This is a genomic window from Chryseobacterium rhizosphaerae, from assembly GCF_003385455.1.
Lineage (GTDB): Bacteria > Bacteroidota > Bacteroidia > Flavobacteriales > Weeksellaceae > Chryseobacterium > Chryseobacterium rhizosphaerae.
On sequence record NZ_QNUF01000003.1, the window covers coordinates 135,407 to 152,769 of the forward strand.

General features: G+C 35.8%; 18 protein-coding genes. 9 read left to right on the forward strand and 9 right to left on the reverse strand.

Annotated features, from left to right (window positions below; all coding sequences use genetic code 11):
• The first annotated feature begins 60 nt into the window (after positions 1 to 60).
• Positions 61 to 2,052, forward strand: a complete 1,992-nt coding sequence (uvrB, locus tag DRF57_RS03580) for an excinuclease ABC subunit UvrB (RefSeq protein ID WP_047489643.1) — start codon at positions 61 to 63, stop codon at positions 2,050 to 2,052.
• An 85-nt stretch (positions 2,053 to 2,137) separates the two neighbouring features.
• Here uvrB and DRF57_RS03585 read toward each other — a convergent pair whose 3' ends face one another.
• From DRF57_RS03585 to DRF57_RS03600, 4 genes are all read right to left on the reverse strand, one after another.
• Positions 2,138 to 2,374 (reverse strand): DUF3820 family protein, encoded by a 237-nt coding sequence (locus tag DRF57_RS03585; RefSeq protein WP_047489644.1) that lies wholly within the window; start codon positions 2,372 to 2,374, stop codon positions 2,138 to 2,140.
• 11 nt (positions 2,375 to 2,385) lie between these two features.
• Positions 2,386 to 3,465 carry an AI-2E family transporter gene (locus DRF57_RS03590; RefSeq protein WP_047489645.1) on the reverse strand — a complete coding sequence of 360 codons (1,080 nt, stop codon included), beginning with the start codon at positions 3,463 to 3,465 and terminating at the stop codon, positions 2,386 to 2,388.
• Between the two features lie 15 nt (positions 3,466 to 3,480).
• Positions 3,481 to 4,212, reverse strand: coding sequence for a hypothetical protein (locus DRF57_RS03595; RefSeq protein ID WP_047489646.1), 732 nt, complete (start codon positions 4,210 to 4,212; stop codon positions 3,481 to 3,483).
• A 74-nt stretch (positions 4,213 to 4,286) separates the two neighbouring features.
• Positions 4,287 to 5,012 carry a hypothetical protein gene (locus tag DRF57_RS03600; protein WP_047489649.1) on the reverse strand — a complete coding sequence of 242 codons (726 nt, stop codon included), beginning with the start codon at positions 5,010 to 5,012 and terminating at the stop codon, positions 4,287 to 4,289.
• A 44-nt stretch (positions 5,013 to 5,056) separates the two neighbouring features.
• On the opposite strand from DRF57_RS03600, the gene DRF57_RS03605 reads away from it, so the two are divergent.
• Both DRF57_RS03605 and DRF57_RS03610 read left to right on the forward strand, forming a co-directional pair.
• The gene (locus tag DRF57_RS03605) at positions 5,057 to 6,034 is read left to right on the forward strand and encodes an aminodeoxychorismate synthase component I (RefSeq protein ID WP_115916959.1); all 978 of its coding nucleotides are present in this window, start codon (positions 5,057 to 5,059) and stop codon (positions 6,032 to 6,034) included.
• On the forward strand, positions 6,018 to 6,644 hold the full coding sequence (locus tag DRF57_RS03610; protein WP_047489653.1) for an aminotransferase class IV: 627 nt from the start codon (positions 6,018 to 6,020) through the stop codon (positions 6,642 to 6,644). Before DRF57_RS03605 ends, DRF57_RS03610 begins: the two co-directional genes overlap by 17 nt.
• 2 nt (positions 6,645 to 6,646) lie before the next feature.
• Here DRF57_RS03610 and menD read toward each other — a convergent pair whose 3' ends face one another.
• On the reverse strand, positions 6,647 to 8,317 hold the full coding sequence (gene menD, locus DRF57_RS03615; protein WP_047489656.1) for a 2-succinyl-5-enolpyruvyl-6-hydroxy-3-cyclohexene-1-carboxylic-acid synthase: 1,671 nt from the start codon (positions 8,315 to 8,317) through the stop codon (positions 6,647 to 6,649).
• A gap of 84 nt (positions 8,318 to 8,401) precedes the next feature.
• Here menD and DRF57_RS03620 point away from each other — a divergent pair, with 84 nt between their 5' ends.
• From DRF57_RS03620 to DRF57_RS03625, 3 genes are all read left to right on the forward strand, one after another.
• Positions 8,402 to 9,352, forward strand: a complete 951-nt coding sequence (locus DRF57_RS03620; protein WP_047489661.1) for an isopenicillin N synthase family dioxygenase — start codon at positions 8,402 to 8,404, stop codon at positions 9,350 to 9,352.
• Positions 9,353 to 9,574: 222 nt separating this feature from the next.
• A complete protein-coding gene (locus DRF57_RS23880) occupies positions 9,575 to 9,733 on the forward strand; it encodes a bacteriocin-like protein (protein WP_167449341.1) in 159 nt (52 codons plus the stop codon).
• Between the two features lie 205 nt (positions 9,734 to 9,938).
• Positions 9,939 to 10,109, forward strand: a complete 171-nt coding sequence (locus DRF57_RS03625; RefSeq protein ID WP_115916961.1) for a bacteriocin-like protein — start codon at positions 9,939 to 9,941, stop codon at positions 10,107 to 10,109.
• Positions 10,110 to 10,167: 58 nt separating this feature from the next.
• Here DRF57_RS03625 and DRF57_RS03630 read toward each other — a convergent pair whose 3' ends face one another.
• Both DRF57_RS03630 and DRF57_RS03635 read right to left on the reverse strand, forming a co-directional pair.
• Complete coding sequence (locus DRF57_RS03630) at positions 10,168 to 11,214, reverse strand: PA0069 family radical SAM protein (protein WP_115916963.1); 1,047 nt, start codon at positions 11,212 to 11,214, stop codon at positions 10,168 to 10,170.
• Positions 11,215 to 11,337: 123 nt separating this feature from the next.
• Positions 11,338 to 11,532, reverse strand: coding sequence for a hypothetical protein (locus DRF57_RS03635; protein WP_047489666.1), 195 nt, complete (start codon positions 11,530 to 11,532; stop codon positions 11,338 to 11,340).
• A 174-nt stretch (positions 11,533 to 11,706) separates the two neighbouring features.
• On the opposite strand from DRF57_RS03635, the gene DRF57_RS03640 reads away from it, so the two are divergent.
• Positions 11,707 to 12,057 (forward strand): hypothetical protein, encoded by a 351-nt coding sequence (locus DRF57_RS03640; protein WP_047489668.1) that lies wholly within the window; start codon positions 11,707 to 11,709, stop codon positions 12,055 to 12,057.
• A gap of 118 nt (positions 12,058 to 12,175) precedes the next feature.
• Here the strand turns inward: DRF57_RS03640 and DRF57_RS03645 are convergent, their stop codons facing one another.
• Positions 12,176 to 14,836, reverse strand: coding sequence for an AsmA family protein (locus DRF57_RS03645; protein WP_115916965.1), 2,661 nt, complete (start codon positions 14,834 to 14,836; stop codon positions 12,176 to 12,178).
• A 165-nt stretch (positions 14,837 to 15,001) separates the two neighbouring features.
• Positions 15,002 to 15,793 carry a DUF2797 domain-containing protein gene (locus DRF57_RS03650; protein WP_047489679.1) on the reverse strand — a complete coding sequence of 264 codons (792 nt, stop codon included), beginning with the start codon at positions 15,791 to 15,793 and terminating at the stop codon, positions 15,002 to 15,004.
• A gap of 97 nt (positions 15,794 to 15,890) precedes the next feature.
• Between DRF57_RS03650 and DRF57_RS03655 the strand changes: the two genes are divergently transcribed.
• Entirely contained in the window at positions 15,891 to 16,919 is a 1,029-nt protein-coding gene (locus DRF57_RS03655) for a GDP-mannose 4,6-dehydratase (protein WP_115916967.1), read from the forward strand.
• A 135-nt stretch (positions 16,920 to 17,054) separates the two neighbouring features.
• On the forward strand, positions 17,055 to 17,276 hold the full coding sequence (locus DRF57_RS03660; protein WP_002662059.1) for a DUF2795 domain-containing protein: 222 nt from the start codon (positions 17,055 to 17,057) through the stop codon (positions 17,274 to 17,276).
• Positions 17,277 to 17,363: the final 87 nt, after the last annotated feature.

Genomic DNA, 17,363 nt, shown 5'->3' on the forward strand with positions numbered 1-17,363 from the left:
TTCAAAACTTTATCCTGTCTAATAATTTCTTTCGTATTTTTGTTGTATACATTCTTTTCTATGGATTTTAAGCTTCAATCAGAATATAAACCTACCGGAGATCAGCCACAGGCTATCGAAAAACTTACCGAGGGAATCAATATCGGTGAGAAATACCAAACTCTCCTTGGGGTAACGGGCTCAGGAAAAACCTTTACAGTAGCCAATCTGGTACAAAATGTACAAAGACCTACTTTAGTACTGGCTCACAATAAAACGCTGGCCGCCCAGCTTTTCATGGAATTTAAAGAATTCTTTCCCGAAAATGCTGTTGAATATTTTGTAAGTTACTATGATTATTATCAGCCGGAAGCATATATTGCTACTACGGGAACGTATATTGAAAAAGACCTGAGTATTAATGAGGAAGTTGAAAAATTACGTCTTTCTGCTACCGCCAGCCTGCTTTCCGGGAGAAGAGATGTTTTGATTGTAGCATCCGTTTCCTGTATTTACGGTATTGGAAATCCCACAGAATTTCACAAATCATTAATTTCCATAGCAATTGGTGAAAAAGTAACCCGAACTGCCCTTTTACATTCTTTGGTAAGTGCATTATATGCCAGAACCTTAAATGAATTCCAAAGAGGAACATTCCGCGTGAAAGGCGATGTCATAGATGTCTTTCCTGCTTATGCCGACAATGCACTTAGAATACAGTTCTTTGGTGATGAAATTGAAAAAATCCAGAGTTTTGATCCTGTAACCGGAAATGTAGATTCCAATTTTGAACAGATTCAGATCTATCCTGCCAACCTTTTTGTGACTTCTAAAGAAACATTAAACGGAGCGATCAAGGATATCCAGGATGATATGGTAAAACAGGTAGACTTTTTCAGTTCTATCGGAAAACCTTTGGAAGCTAAGAGACTACAGGAAAGAACCGAACTGGATCTTGAAATGATTAAAGAACTTGGCTATTGCTCAGGAATCGAAAATTACTCAAGATATCTGGACGGCAGGCTTCCGGGAACAAGACCTTTCTGCCTGATTGATTATTTTCCAAAAGACTTTTTAATGGTTATTGATGAAAGCCACGTTACTGTACCACAGGTTCATGCCATGTATGGAGGTGACCGCAGCAGAAAAGAATCATTAGTAGAATACGGCTTCAGATTACCTGCAGCAATGGATAACAGGCCGTTGAAGTTTGAGGAATTTGAAGCGATACAAAATCAGGTGGTTTATGTTTCTGCGACTCCTGCAGACTATGAATTAGAAAAAACCGGAGGAGCCTATATTGAACAGATCATCCGTCCCACAGGACTTCTTGACCCTATTATTGAAGTAAGACCCAGCCTCAATCAGATTGATGATTTAATGGAAGAAATCCAGAAAAGAGCTGATGCTGATGAAAGAGTACTGGTGACAACGCTCACCAAGAAAATGGCAGAGGAACTTACTAAATACTTTGTAAAATTTGGAATCAGAACAAGATATATCCACTCTGACGTTGAGACCCTGGAGCGTATCCAGATTATGCAGGATCTGCGTTTAGGCCTTTTTGATGTTTTGATTGGTGTCAATCTATTGAGAGAAGGTTTAGATCTACCCGAGGTTTCATTGGTCGCTATTCTTGATGCCGACAAAGAAGGGATGTTGAGAAGCCGAAGATCAATGATACAAACGGTAGGACGTGCCGCAAGAAATATTAATGGAAAAGCCATTATGTATGCTGACAAAATCACCAAATCCATGCAGGCTACTTTGGATGAAACCGAATACCGCCGCGCAAAACAGATGCAGTATAATGACGACCATGGACTTAAGCCAACAGCCTTAAACAAAAAAATATCTGAAAATCTTGTAGGAAGAAGCAAAGACTTCCCAGACGAAAAATATACCCAGAAAGAAATTCTGCAGAAAGTAGCCGAAGTAAAAGCCAGCTATGCAGGGGAAGATATAGAAAAAATGATCGGTCAGAAACAAAAAGAAATGGAAGCAGCAGCTAAAAACCTTGACTTTATCAAGGCAGCCAAATTGAGGGATGAGATCGCAGCTTTAAAAAGCTAATTAGCCTGAATCGGACAATATTTATATAAAAACTTACGGCGGCATCAGAGATGCCGCCGTAAGTTTATCTTATGATCTGCGTGTATTATCTTCCATTTCTCACCGCTGCCCTGATTGGAATCAAAAGATCCGTCAATCCATTCAGTTTGATTTCATAAACGGTTGAGAGCTGCATTCCCAGTTTTCCTTTAGGCATTCCGGTCCTGTTAAACCATTCAAGATAGCTTATCGGAAGATCAGCGAGAATGGTCCCCTCATATTTCCCGAAAGGCATTTTTACTACACAGATTTCTTTTAGTATTTCTGAATTTACTCCTTCCAAATTTTCACTTATTAAATTAATTTATTCTCTTTTATTCCCTGATCAGGTATTTCCAGATCCGGAGGTGTATCTTCGTCCGAAAATTCATTTCTATATACCTGAACCAGAAGTAAGGTAAGCGAAATCAGAATGGGTCCAAAAATAAGCCCCATAAAGCCAAAAAGATTCATTCCCATAATAATTCCAAATACGGTATTTAAAGGATGAATGTTTTCCAGTTTTTTCAAAAGGGTAAAGCGAAGAAGGTTATCTGTAAGCCCTACCACTACTACGCAGTAAATAGCCAACCCAAGTCCCTGTGCTGTATTTCCTTCAGCAATCATAAAGATACAGACCGGAACATACACTATAGCGGTTCCCACTACGGGAATTACTGAGGCAGCGGCTGTCAGGGCAAAAAGCAAGACAGCACCCGGTGCACCAAATATAAGGTATCCAATCAGCGAAACGATCCCCTGCCCTATAGCCACTACAGGAATACCAATAGCATTGGCCATAATCAGCTTGCGCATTTTCTCGCCTATTAAAGATATATTAGCTCTTTTTAAAGGGGCTGAAGAGGTAAGAATTTTTTCAAATAATCTGGGCTTCTCCAACATGAAGTACAGGATAAAATACATGGACATTACTACTGTCAGGGTATTAAACGTCCCGCTAAGTGCAGAAGTTGAAACTTTTCCAACAGAATTCTTCAGCTTGTTCATATTATCCTGGCTAAGAATATCAAAGTTGGTTTTTGAGTAAATATATGAGTGTATTTTATCTAAAAACACATTGAATTTAGCCATATAAGCCTGTGCATTTCCCAATTTATCTATAATCAGGTCTGCAATAAAATAGATGGGTAAAATCAGAATAATAAGACTGGCAAACATCAATGCAAATGCGGCAAGTGAAGGCTTCCATTTTTTCTCTTCCTGTAGGTAAAAGTTATATTTTCTGCAAACGACATAAATCGTAATAGCACCTAAAACAGAAGGTATAAATAATGCAAGATTGAAACAGATCAAGCCTGCCAGCACCACAATGATCACCAGTAAGAAGACCTGCTTTATAGCAACACCGCTTATTTGTTTGTCTTTATTTATCATTAATTACTCCTGTTTTTATTGCTGCTTATACATGATTTGTCTCGGTTTTCCAAGGAATGCACAATACGCAGAGTACATCACAACCATCATAAATGGAGCCGTCAAAATAATTCCAATTCCACAAAGAAGAATCCCTGCAAAAGAAATAATCCCCCCTAAAAGTGTTACCAATAGGAAAACAGCATAATTCTCTTTTGCGATATTGAAAGACTTTCCTAATGCTTCAGTAGCTGATGCATTCTCAAATAATAAAATTGGATATCCTAGTAAAAGAAACGGATAAACAAAAATAAGCGGAAAGAAACATAATGCTGCTGCAACAGAAGAAATAATTCCTGACAGAATACTGTAAATCAATATATTTACAAAATTCTGGCGATATCCTATAAACAGATCTGAAAACTCAATCTGGCTTTTAGTGTTGAATTTATTAACAATGTAGATTAACCCCACATATAAAGGAGCTAATAAAATACCAAAAATACCGGAGAATGTCATATACATCGGAAGGCCGGGAGCATTCCAGTAACTGAAGTCACCTCCTGAACTTCTCATTTCTTCCATCATGGACGCAGAATTAAATCCTGTAAGTGTTTGTATGATGTATCCTCCGACAAGATAAATTATCATCGCGACAATTCCATAGCCGAAAACACCCTTATACATTTCAAATGCATGTGAAATTATTGATCCTGTATCCCTATTCGGTACAGAGCCTTGTTGATCAAATTCGTTAAATTCAGACATAGTTTAATATTTTAATGGTTTTTACCAAATTTAACTTTTTTTGATAAAAAAACCACATTAAACTCTATTGAAATTTACTTTTGCTCAGAAAAAGCTGTTTTATAAAGAGAATAAATCATTGCATTCCAAAAAGGAAAAGTAAAAAGACCTCCTACAAAAAACAAAGTGAATCCGATGTATTTGAAAAGGACAGCCACTATAGCACATACGAATATTTCAAGAAAATACATTCTCAGTGCTTTAAGATTTAAAGAAATCGCCTCAAAAATCCTTTTATCGGTAAAGAACATTATCGGGGCTACAAACAGCGTAATAAGCACCCAGATGATTCCCAAAATAATGGTCTGAAAAGTATAGGCAAATACAAAGAACCAAAAAATATAATATCCTATATATTTAAAAAAATTAATGCCGTTATATCCAACAAGCAAATCCTTTAATTCCGGTTTTTCATTAAGATCAAGCTTTCTGTAAATCTGATAAAACCCTAGATTCAGGGGATAGAGAAAAATAGTAGTTCCTATGATAGCCCACGAAAATTTTTGAAATCCATCATTGGACATCATTTTTGCCAACTGTGCGGAATATATCTCCATTCCGTCTTTTGCATACTTCGCAGCCTCTGCATATTGGCTTAGAATAGCATATCTTGAATCAAAGAAAAAAAGTACCGAAAGGAAAATCCCAAAATAAAAGATCGAAAACATCAGCTGAAATAAAAGAGTTTTATTCCAATAAAAAAAAGCCTGCTTCAATATAAAATCTAGTCCCGGTTTCTGAGGATATTTATTCTGCATCATAAAAATTTTATGCAAAAGTAAACATCAATAAGTATTTTTGCCGAATGTTTTCAGTGAATCATCAAAAATTTCTAGAAATGGATGAGCTTTCTCTTCAGAAAGTTCCTTATTTTTTCGTTATCGACTTCCTGTCTCAGAATGTCGAAATATATAAAGAAGACGAAATAGAAAAATCAGGCTTACTTATTGATTTTCAACATTTTTCAACTATAAAAAATAAACAGGAATTACCCAAGAAAATTGAATGGAAATCATTTCCTGAAACACAGGAAAGCTTTAAAATAGGCTTTGAAAAAGTTCAAAAAAATATTCGTCTGGGAAATTCTTATTTGGTAAATTACACCAGAAAAACTAAAATCCAGACCAATTTAAGCCTAAAAGAAATTTTTTATCAGTCAAATGCAAAGTATAAAGTTTTTTATAAAGATTTTTTTGTATTTTTTTCTCCAGAAACTTTTGTCAAGATTATCGATGGTAAAATTTTGACCTTTCCCATGAAAGGCACTATTGATGCTTCTGTAGAAAACGCCGCAGAAATTTTAAAGAATGATAAAAAGGAGAAGGCAGAACACTATACTGTGGTGGATCTTCTCCGTAATGATCTGAGCATGGTGGCAGATGATGTGAAGGTAGATCAGTTTCAGCATATTGATTTTATTAAAACTCAGCAGAAAGACCTGTACGCCATGAGTTCTGAAATTTCAGGAACCTTAAAACCTGAATTTAATGGAAAGCTGGGAAGTGTAATGCAAAAATTGCTTCCTGCAGGATCAATTCTGGGTGCTCCAAAACCCAAAACCCTGGAAATCATTCTGGAAGCAGAAGGATATGACAGAGGATATTATACGGGAGTTTGCGGCTGGTTTGACGGCGAAAATGTTGACAGTTGTGTGATGATACGCTTTATTGAAAAAGAAGGAGAGCAACTTTACTTCAAAAGCGGAGGCGGTATCACACACATGAGTAAATTAGAAGACGAATATCAGGAAATGAAAAACAAAATTTATGTCCCAATTCATTGAAAGTATTAAAGTAGAAGATCAGGAAATTTTTCTATCGGACCTACATCAAAAGCGTGTTAATCAAACTTTTTCCCACTTTGGGAAAGAAGACTCTATTGACCTGGTCAAAATTTACAAAAATCTCCATCATGATGAAGACGGCTTATTTAAGCTCAGGGTTTCTTATGATCTGGATAAAAGAGTCCGGACTCAGATGATTCCGTATGCGATTCCTGAAATACATGATTTTCAGCTGGTAGAAAACAACAGCTTCGATTATTCTTTTAAGTTTGAAGACCGGAAAGAGCTTGATAAAATGAAGATGAAATCTAAAGCTGAGGAAATCATTATCATTAAAAACAACCATATCACCGATACTTCTTTTTCCAATCTTTTATTTTTAAAAGGTAAGGAATGGTTTACCCCAAGCACCTACCTTTTAAACGGGGTACAAAGACAACATCTTTTAAAGCAGAAAAAAATCAAAGAAGCGGAAATCACTCTACAAAATATAAAGCAATTCACGCATTTCCAAATCATTAATGCTTTAAATGATTTCGATGATATGTTTATTTATCCTATTGACAGAATTATGAATCTGCCGGGAAATGAAGAATACCTGGATCTTTAATTTTATTTAAGAAAACTAAAATAGTCCTTTAATACATCTGCACTGTTTTTCCCGTGGGTATTTACTTCCAGGATTTTTGGCTGTGCATCCGGCTTAAAAAAATTCTCCAGCACACGGTCTAATGTCAGCTCATCTTCCACTCTGATATATGAGAATCCAAAATGTTTAGCTAAATATTCTGCATTTTTACGGTGCTTAGTCGCGATAAACTCATCCAAAGTATTGGGGTTGGCATTTCCCGGACCCGGAATAATTTTAAAGATATTTCCTTCCCCGTTATTAAAGATCATAATTCTTACAAACGGTGGAATATATTGATTCCAAAGACCATTGATATCATAGAAGAACCCTAAATCTCCGGTAATCAACAATGTAGGATTCTCATTTTTGATTGCAAAACCCATTGCTGTAGAGGTAGACCCGTCAATACCACTGGTCCCCCTGTTGCAATACATTTTCCTCTTACCAAAATCAAACAGCTGAGCATATCTGATGGCTGAAGAATTACTGAAATGAATATTATAATTCTCAGGAATTGACTGTGAAGCTTTATTGAAAAAGTAAAAATCAGAAAATCCAACAGTATTTAAAAACTGCTGATGTTTTGCATCTTTTTTATCTCTCAGCACATCCCATAGGTTGAAGTAAGGTCTTGGTTCCAGATTAATGAAATTGAGCAATTTTGAAAAGAAAACTTCAGGCTTAACTTCAATTTTTTCTGTCAGTGAGAAATAGGTGTCGGGCTGCCACACTTCATCCAGATGCCAATGCTGCTTTGGACGGGCACTTCTCAAAAACTGTTTTACTTTTTTAGAAACTACATTTTGTCCCACAGTAATCAATAGATCCGGAGCATAAGTCTTATAATCCTCTTCTGTAAAGTTAAAGATCAGGCGGTCAATATGTCTGAAGAATTTTTCATGATGCAAATTCGAATTGGCTTCACTTAAAACCACTACCGAATGGTTTTTCACCAGCTGAGTCAATTGGTTTTCCAATTCAGGACTATAATCCCTGGTACCAACCAGCAACATGATCCTTTGAGAGGTATGCCATCCGGCAATCAGATGGGAAGGAATTTCATATTCTTTACGTCTGATTGTTTTTTCAACAGAAGGAAAAGCCGGAAGTTCTGAAACCAACTCATATAAAGGCTCTTCTAAAGGTATATTGATATGGACCGGACCTTGCTTTTCAAAACAAAGCTCGATGGCTTTTTTAATAATATCGAAATTAATATCTTCTGCATTTTCCTTGCTGTCTTCCAAAAGCTGGAAATCACCGTAAGAATGCTGGTGAAAAACATCTTTCTGCCTGATTGTCTGTCCATCGAAAATATCAATAAAATCCGTTGGCCGGTCAGCAGTTAACACCAAAAGGGGAATATTCTGATAAAAAGCTTCTGTAACTGCCGGGTAATAATTGACTACTGCAGAACCGCTGGTACAGGTAATTGCTACCGGCTTTTTCTCACTCTTAGCCATCCCCATTGCTACAAATGCAGCACTCCTTTCATCTACAATACTGAAACAGTTGAAAACGTCCACTTCTGAAAAGTGAATTGCTAAGGGAGCATTTCGTGATCCCGGTGAGATGACAATGTCTGAAATTCCATACTGCTGAAGAAGATGTGCAAGTATCTGAATGCTTCTCTTAGAAGAATATTTTTTCATACAGCAAATTTAACTTATAAAAAATGATTTTAAAATCATTTAATTTAAAAAAAATGTAATTTTGCTGTTCGTAAATTTCTAAAAATGGATAAAATACCTAGTGTAGACCTGCGTGATTTCCTTTCGGGCAACCCGGAACGCAAACAGAAATTTGTAAATGAAATCGGAAAAGCTTATGAAGAAATTGGTTTTGTTGCCTTAAAAGGCCACTTTCTTGATGACAACCTGGTAGATGAATTGTATGGAGAGGTAAAAAACTTTTTTGAACAACCAGTGGAAACGAAACACAAGTATGAGATTCCAGGAATTGGTGGCCAAAGAGGGTATGTAGGATTCGGTAAAGAGACTGCTAAAGGTTTCAAAAGAGGAGACTTAAAAGAATTTTGGCATTTCGGACAATACCTGTCTGATGATTCAAAATACAAAACAGAGTATCCTGACAATGTCATCGTTGATGAACTTCCAAAATTCAATGAAGTAGGTAAAGAAGCATTCCAAATGCTTGAAAAAACAGGCCAGTATGTGCTAAGAGCTTTAGCAATTCACCTTGGTCTGGATGAATTTTATTTTGATGATAAAATTGCAGAAGGAAATTCTATTTTAAGACCTATTCATTATCCACCAATCACTGAAGAACCGGATGATGCAGTAAGAGCAGCAGCACACGGAGACATCAACCTTATTACGCTTTTAATGGGCGCTCAGGGTAAAGGTCTTCAGGTTCAGAACCACAACGGAGAATGGATTGATGCTATTGCAGAGCCAGATGAGCTGATGATCAATGTTGGAGATATGCTTTCAAGACATACCAACAACAAATTGAAGTCTACTATTCACAGAGTAGTAAATCCTCCAAGAGAATTATGGAGTACTTCAAGATATTCAATTCCTTTCTTTATGCACCCAATCAGTGCCATGTCTTTAAATGCACTTGAAAACTGCGTAGATGAAAACAATCCAAAATTGTATGAAGATACAACAGCGGGGGAATTTTTACATGAAAGACTGATCGAGCTGGGCTTGATTAAGAAATAATACTATAATAGTCAATAATTGATCTGTTTTTAATGTTATCTTTTGTATAACAGCAGATTAATTATTGACTGTTTTTTTTATGCTACTGCCTATTTTTCCTGTAAACAATTCTCAATGCTTAATCCGTCCAACTATTTTTTATTTTTTTATATACCTCATCGATATTAGTTAAAAATATTTTATATAAATTTACATTACTATCAAATTTTTAATTAAAACAGTATGAAAAATTTAAAAAAACTAAGAAAAGACCAATTGAAAAGCATTTCTGGAGCAGGAATCAAACTTCCAGAGCCTGAATTTTGTATGTATTACTGCAACGGCACCGTTATCTGTGCAGGATGTAGTGATGATTTCAAATGTCCGGATAATTCAATGTAAAATTGAAATTCAAAAACATTTATAAGATCCACCACTCTTTCCAGAGTGGTTTTTTATTTCCCGCACCTCCTTAACTAAGCCCTATAAACCTGTGAATTAAATCTTTAACAATTTATCTATTAAGTCTGATTTGATGAAAAATAATTCCAGCACTGCTGAATTATCAGTATTTTAACTATCTTTAGTTACTTCAAACTAAAATAATATGAAAAATCTAAAAAAACTGAGTAAAAACAAACTGAAAGCTATTTCCGGAGGAATAAGCTATCCTTTTCCCGGAGACTGCTTTTATGTATGTAGCGACGGAATAACGTATAAGGAATTGTGTAGGGCCGAATTTATCTGTCCGGACGGTGAACAACCTGTTATCTATTAATAACAACTTCTTCCCCATAAAACCGTTCCTACTGGGAGCGGTTTTTTTGATACTAAAATTAATCAAACAACCGCAACTGCTGATCTCTGGTTCCTGTAAAGTTTGCCGTAGAGAGTTTGGGAAACTCCTTTCCTTCAAAAAACTTCTTCCTTCCAATTTTAAAGGTGTTATGAATCATCTCAGCAATATTTCCTTCGCCCCGCTGTCTTTCAAAATATCTTTTATCTCCCAGCTTTCCCCCGCGCATAGAACGGATCAAATTCAGAACTTTTTGGGCTCTATCCGGAAAATGAGCCTCAATCCAGTTGACAAAAACAGGTTCCACAGTATCATTTAAGCGGACCAGGGTATATCCGAATCCCGATGCACCCGCATCAGCAATTGATTTCAATATAGATAAAGGCTCATCACTGTTTAATCCGGGAATAATAGGAGCTACCATTACATGTACCGGGATTTTATGCTCTGAAAGAACTTCTATTGCTTTCAATTTATTAGGGGCAGAGCTCGTTCTGGGTTCCATTTTTCGTCTAAGCTCTTCATTGATTGTGGGAATACTTAATGAAACAGATACAAGGTTCTGCTCTGCCATGGGCTCTAAAATATCCAGATCTCTCAATACCAATGCATTTTTTGTCAGAATATTGACAGGATGTCTGTAGTCAAGACAAATTTGCAATAGTTTTCGGGTAATTTCAAATTGCCTTTCAGCAGGCTGGTAACAGTCTGTATTTCCGGACAGCAGAATCGGGGCAGCCTGGTATCCCCGTTTCTGGAAAAATTTTTCCAGTAATTCCGGAGCATTCTTCTTTACCATGATTTTTCTTTCAAAATCAATCCCCGCACTGTATCCCCAATACTCATGAGTAGGCCTTGCAAAACAGTAAGAACAACCATGCTCACAACCCTGATAAGGATTCATGGAATATTCCATAGGCAGATCCTCACTTTTAACCTGATTCACAATAGTTTTGGGAAAAACCTCCGTAAAAGAGGTCTTTACTGATTCGAAATCTTCCTCTTCAGGCTCATAGGTATACCTGTCGAAACGGTTGATAACGTTTCGCTGCGCACCCTGACCTTTTTTGAAATTTTCGTTTTGCATTCTGATGTAAAATTAGAATGGAATTTTTATAAAATAATGAGTTTTAACACTAAAGTTTTCCACAAAGAAAATCCAACACTTTCAAAAGCGTTGGATTTAAACATAATTAAATATATTATTTTACTACTTCAGCGCGAATAATTCTACTCCATGATTTTCATCTTCCTGGTTTTTTTCATCAAAGTGTCTGTGATAATCTGAATAACTATCACTATATTTTTTATCCTTTTTCGTTAATATTTTTTTAATGCTTATAAAGCTTAATACTGCCAAAAGACCAACTCCTCCTGCCAGCAAAACTCCAACCTCTTTTTTCATATTTTCTTTGATTTATTGCTGTTACCATTGCAAAAAGTGTACCTATTTGAATTTTTCGAATTATAAATTTTGTTAACATTAAACTTTATTTTTAAGGAAATTATAATTCATTATTTTTCTTATATTTAGAAATGTAATGGTTTAATTATTGCACTAATTAATAAAAATATTATTATGGAAAATCCTGAGAACTTCGACAGAATGACCACCTTAAGCCAAGTAATGAAAATACTTTCTGAAAGGGGAATACAGAGGGAATTCAGAATGAATGAAAATTGTGAAATGAAGTTTGAAAATTCTGATAAAATCTATCAGCCATCTGAATTAACCATCTTAAAAACATACCGTTTCGAGGGAGACAGTAACCCTGATGACAACGCCGTCCTTTATGTCCTAAAAGACAGTAGCGGAAACCGGGGAATGATCATTGATTCTTATGGAGCAGACAGCAATTATCCGGGAGAAGAATTTGACAAGTTTTTGAGAGATATTCCTGTTCTGGAAAGTGACGAATTTAATTTCTAAAGCCTATCGCTCCAAATATTGTTTTTTAAACCATTACCGCTATTTTGATTAAAAATAATTTTATTCCATCCTTGGGAATTCAGCTTTTATCATAGTGATATCGTAATGGTTTAAAAAATTATTCCGTTGCAGAACTATCCTTCTTTTTAAAGACATTATGTAAGAAGCCTTTCTTTTTCTCACTTTGTGGTTTAGGATCCGGCTGTTTATCTTTGGAATCTTTGATTTTCTTTTTTATTTCTTTAACAGACTGCTTCACTTCCTTCACCGAAGAAACGGCATTCTTGACCGTTTTTTCCGTTTTTTCAACATTTTTACCTATCAGTGTTTTTTTCAAGCCCAGCTCAATCCCTTTCCAAAAGAGATTAAAAAACGACTTCGTAGGATCCCTTTCTACATTTTCTACCGTCACCGCTTCAGGGAAGCTTCCTGAATCAGACTTTAAGAAAACATTTGCCACAGCTGTCAGAAAGCCTTTCTTTTCATGATTATTTTTGTTCAGAACAGCAATCTTCAGATCTTTATGCTTTAGATTGAATGTACCGTGTAATCCGGCAGGGTTTCCCTTAAAGCTAAAGAGCATTTCCTGGATGACTCCAGCCGTGGCTGTCACATGAAGATAAGGCCTTATAAACGGATTGATCCCACTTGCAGGAAGATTGGCCGTCCTACCTGATATTGTAAAAGCATCATTTTGATCTGCAACATCAAAGTTCCAGTTTACAGAAAGCGGTGCCAGATTCATAAATGAACAGTTGATTTTAATATCAACTTTGGTAGGCTTTCCTTTTGCTTTGGCAGAGTTCAGGTTTTTCACATTCATATTAAAATGACTGAATATCAGTTTCCCGGGGCCCATACTTTCGGGAGTATCTTCCTCATATACCAAAGCGGAGTTCTTCAGATCCAGATTGGCAATATTCATCGGAATTTTAATGCTCCGCAGCATCTTTGAATATAAAGCTTTTACCTTAGGATCATCTTTTGGAATTTTACTTCTGAAAATATTGGCATCAGCAGACTGAATGGTCACATGGGATGCATTGATAAATTTCTGATGGGAGAAAAGATCCCAACTGCCTTCAGCATCTACCTGTCCTGCTTTTAAATCATAAAGATCTCTTTCTACAGGAATCATTTTGATAAACTGGGCTCTCGAAATGAGAGGTTTCATCGCAAAATTATTAACCTGGATTTTATTCTTATTTAATTTCAAAAGCCCGAGACTGATATGGTAGAACTGCGTTTTATATGCCAAATTGCGCGTTGTCAGAAAATAGTCTTTAACATTCAAAGAAAGTCCCTGATTATTAGGCTTAGGAGCGATTTCAATACCATTCACCGTTGCATTCAGATCATTAAAAGCCAGTGGCTGTTTTCCTTTATCATAAATAATATTGGAATTTTTCAAGGAAACTTTCCTTAGAATGACCGAATGAATAATTCCTGGATGGGGACTTTTAGGCTTTGCAGGATTATGCCCTCCCCTGATCGTTCCATTTACATTTTCTACCAGAGCATCTTTCAGGTCCAGCGCCAGTTTTCTGTCAATAAACTCAAGTTTGTTAATATTAAATGCAATATGCCGGATTGTTCCATCCATTATTGCCCGTTCACTCCCAGAAACTGCCGGGGTTAAAGTAACATTTCTGATTTCTCCACTTGTTGGCTTTAAGGCCACACTTTCTATTTTAATGTTCTGATGATCAGAATACACAATATCTTTTCCTGAAAATGTAAAATCCTTATATCCGAGAGGGATAACCTTTTCTGACGTTTCTTTACTGAATTTCAGCTGATTGATTTTCAAATTAAGATTTCCGGCAGACAGAAGATTATTTCCATCCGGCTTATTCACCTTAACCACTGCATTAGTAAGTTTTATATTTTCTAAATCAACTTCAAAATTTGATTTCTTCTCCGTTTTCTTAGCTTTTACACCTGTATTATACACTGTAAGAACAGGATTTTGGAAATCAGCATTGGCTAGAGAAACCTTATTTTTATTTAAAGCTATATCTTTAAAATCCATCCTGGGAATGGTAAATTCAAACAGGTTTGTTTTCCCGGGATAAAACTTTTTGAACTGATCAAAAGACAAAAGTGGAATCAGTTTAAAGTCTTTTATTGACATCTGACCGTCTGTGGTATTAATAGAATCAATGGTAATGGCATATACTTCGCCTGGCCGAAGAAAGAATTTCTGCCCTTTAATACTATAACGGTCAAAAACCACAGGCAGTTTTCGCTCTACAGACTCTTCTGTCATCTGTAGGTTTTCTACAAACAGATTCAGATGCTGTACAGACAAGAATTTTTGTTTGGTAGGTTTGAAAATCGCTATAGTCCCGTCATTGATTCTGATATTTTCAAATAAAAACGGATTTCTTTTTTTACCTGTTTTTTGTTCAACAGGCTTCGCAAGGACCACATTCAGATTGGGTTTTGCCAACAGTAAATCTGTGGAACTTATCTTTTTATTTAAAATGGCATCGTAAATGCCAAAACGACTTATTTTTAAAGTATCAATAGTTCCCTGCAATCCTATAACATTAGTATTTTGTGGATTTTTACTATTTACAGAAATAGCGGTAGCTAAAATATTTCCTGTACTAAGATCTACATCAAGTGTTTTATAAGATACTTTATACTCTGTATTCTTTTTAATATAATCCGGAAGCTGGGTCTTAAGCCATAAGTTCAATCCGAAATTCGCAGCAAGAAGAATTCCTGCCAAAATTCCAAGACTAATTAATAACTTTTTAATCCATCTTTTCATATTGTGATTTTAGTTTAGCTTAAAGATAAGATTTATTGATATATCTTCTCTCTTTTTAAGAGTTCTATTGTTCAGAATAAGATCACACTTATCTATAGAGTAAGGGGAAAGACAAAATTGATATTAAAAACCTTACCGGCAGAACCGATAAGGTTTTTTAGTGGTTTATATTCCCAGTTCAATTACATACCCTTCGTGTCCCCTTATATTTATAAAGTTACCTCCTTCAAATCCCAGGTACTGCCCTTTTATACCGGTAAGTTTTCCGGTAAATTCCGGTTTTTTATCCAAGGTAAAAGAAGTCACTTTCTCCGGTTTTTCAAAAGGATAATCAAATCTCCAGAGATTTTCGCCTTCACTATAGAATTTTTGAAAATCTTCAGGGAAATATTCTTTAATTTTCTCTCTGAAATCAGCAAGATCTATCTCATCTTCAAAATCATCCTGAAGCATTTTTCGCCAGTTGGTTTTGTCCGCCAGATGATCTTTTAAGGCAACCTCTATCATTCCCGCTTCATAACGGTTTTCTGTTCTTGCAATAGGTAAAGCAAAAGTAGCTCCCTGGTCAATCCATCTTGTCGGAATCTGTGTATTTCTTGTCACCCCTACTTTTACATCTCCGGTATAGGCAAGATATACGGTATGCGGCTGAAGCTGAATTTCTTTTTCAACTTCCAGATCGCGTTCCGCGACTCCCAAATGTGCCGTAGAAAGTTCAGGCCGGATAATGGTATCACTTGCATAAGGACTTTCAAAAAAACAATTTTTGCAGAATCCCATTCTATAAATCGCTTTATCCTTCCCACAGTTCACACATTGGAATCCGATATGTTTGATGCTTAATTCCTTTCCAAACAACTCATTCATATGGATCAGATCCCCTGAAAGATTGAGATAGTATTGGATTGGTTTTGCATCATAGCTTGTCATTTTTAAAATTTGCCCTTGAAACTGCATATTATATTTTATAGTTTATATTACTTTTTTAAGTAAATTTAATGATTATATTTTTCAAAAAGTAAAATTTATATTTTTGCGCTATAAAAAACCACAGATGATTTATCTTGTAACAGGAGGAAGCGGGTTTATCGGTTCTCATTTAATTGAACGATTATTAAGAAATGGACATTCTGTCATAAACATTGACAATTTTGATGATTTCTACAGTTATCATGTAAAAATCAAAAATACTTTAGAGTCTATAGGTATAATTTCTGATTTTGAGTTCTCTGACAAAGAGACAGATATTCAACGTTTAATCAACCTCTCTCATTCTGACAAATATTCCCTTTACCATCAGGACATTAGAGACAAAAAAGGACTCGAAAATATCTTTAAAAATCATCAAATAGACATGGTGATCCATCTGGCAGCACTTGCCGGCGTTCGCCCTTCCATTGAAAGGCCTCTGGAGTATGAGGAAGTCAATGTCAGAGGAAGTATGAACCTTTGGGAGCTATGTAAAGATTTCAATATCAAAAAATTTATTTGTGCATCCTCTTCAAGTGTTTACGGCAATAATGATAAAATTCCGTTTGCAGAAACAGACAATGTAGACAATCCTATATCACCTTACGCCGCCACAAAGAAATGTGGAGAAATTTTAGGCCATGTTTACCATGACCTTTATCAGATTGATATGATTCAGCTTAGGTTTTTTACTGTTTACGGACCAAGACAGAGACCGGACCTTGCCATACACAAGTTTACAAAACTTATTGTAGAGGGTCAGGAAATTCCTTTTTATGGGGACGGAAATACAGCGAGAGATTATACATATATTGACGATATTATTGACGGGATTACAAAGTCTGTTCTTTATCTGGAAAACCACTCTGATATCTATGAGATCATTAACCTGGGAGAAAACCAGGTAGTCACTTTATCTGAGATGGTGGCCACCATAGAAGAAGCATTGGGAATGACTGCCATGAAAAAAAATCTGCCAATGCAGCCGGGAGATGTCACAAAAACAAATGCAGATATTACCAAAGCAAGGGCTTTAATAGATTATCAGCCAAGCACAGACTTCCAAAATGGCATAAAAAAATTTGTGGAATGGTTTTTGAGAAAACGACATTAGTAAATTGCTGACATCACTGTAAGACGGTTTATGACAGGCAATCATCAAAAAAAATTATAAAAAGAATTGAAAATCAAGTATAAAAAAGCTTATTATATAACCTATTTTTATACTTTTGCAAAAAATTAGAAAATTATGTACTGGACATTAGAATTAGCCTCCTATCTAAGTGACGCACCTTGGCCAATGACAAAAGCAGAGCTTATTGACTATGCAATCAGAACTGGTGCACCTATGGAAGTAGTAGAAAACCTTCAGGCCATTGAGGACGAAGGAGAAATTTATGAATCTATCGAGGAAGTCTGGAGTGACTATCCTACGGATGAAGATTTCCTTTGGAACGAGGACGAATATTAATAAAGCGATAAGCTTTAGGCTGTGTGCTTAGAGCTTTTTTGCCCTTTTTATATAGTAACACGATAAGCGTGTCATTTAAAACGCTTA

Coding starts and splice junctions, on each gene's coding strand:
- uvrB (WP_047489643.1), top strand. CDS start 61: ATGGATTTTAAGCTTCAATCAGAATATAAACCTACCGGAGATCAGCCA.
- DRF57_RS03590 (WP_047489645.1), bottom strand. CDS start 3,465: ATGATAAATAAAGACAAACAAATAAGCGGTGTTGCTATAAAGCAGGTC.
- DRF57_RS03595 (WP_047489646.1), bottom strand. CDS start 4,212: ATGTCTGAATTTAACGAATTTGATCAACAAGGCTCTGTACCGAATAGG.
- DRF57_RS03600 (WP_047489649.1), bottom strand. CDS start 5,012: ATGATGCAGAATAAATATCCTCAGAAACCGGGACTAGATTTTATATTG.
- DRF57_RS03605 (WP_115916959.1), top strand. CDS start 5,057: ATGTTTTCAGTGAATCATCAAAAATTTCTAGAAATGGATGAGCTTTCT.
- DRF57_RS03610 (WP_047489653.1), top strand. CDS start 6,018: ATGTCCCAATTCATTGAAAGTATTAAAGTAGAAGATCAGGAAATTTTT.
- menD (WP_047489656.1), bottom strand. CDS start 8,317: ATGAAAAAATATTCTTCTAAGAGAAGCATTCAGATACTTGCACATCTT.
- DRF57_RS03620 (WP_047489661.1), top strand. CDS start 8,402: ATGGATAAAATACCTAGTGTAGACCTGCGTGATTTCCTTTCGGGCAAC.
- DRF57_RS23880 (WP_167449341.1), top strand. CDS start 9,575: ATGAAAAATTTAAAAAAACTAAGAAAAGACCAATTGAAAAGCATTTCT.
- DRF57_RS03625 (WP_115916961.1), top strand. CDS start 9,939: ATGAAAAATCTAAAAAAACTGAGTAAAAACAAACTGAAAGCTATTTCC.
- DRF57_RS03630 (WP_115916963.1), bottom strand. CDS start 11,214: ATGCAAAACGAAAATTTCAAAAAAGGTCAGGGTGCGCAGCGAAACGTT.
- DRF57_RS03635 (WP_047489666.1), bottom strand. CDS start 11,532: ATGAAAAAAGAGGTTGGAGTTTTGCTGGCAGGAGGAGTTGGTCTTTTG.
- DRF57_RS03640 (WP_047489668.1), top strand. CDS start 11,707: ATGGAAAATCCTGAGAACTTCGACAGAATGACCACCTTAAGCCAAGTA.
- DRF57_RS03645 (WP_115916965.1), bottom strand. CDS start 14,836: ATGAAAAGATGGATTAAAAAGTTATTAATTAGTCTTGGAATTTTGGCA.
- DRF57_RS03650 (WP_047489679.1), bottom strand. CDS start 15,793: ATGCAGTTTCAAGGGCAAATTTTAAAAATGACAAGCTATGATGCAAAA.
- DRF57_RS03655 (WP_115916967.1), top strand. CDS start 15,891: ATGATTTATCTTGTAACAGGAGGAAGCGGGTTTATCGGTTCTCATTTA.
- DRF57_RS03660 (WP_002662059.1), top strand. CDS start 17,055: ATGTACTGGACATTAGAATTAGCCTCCTATCTAAGTGACGCACCTTGG.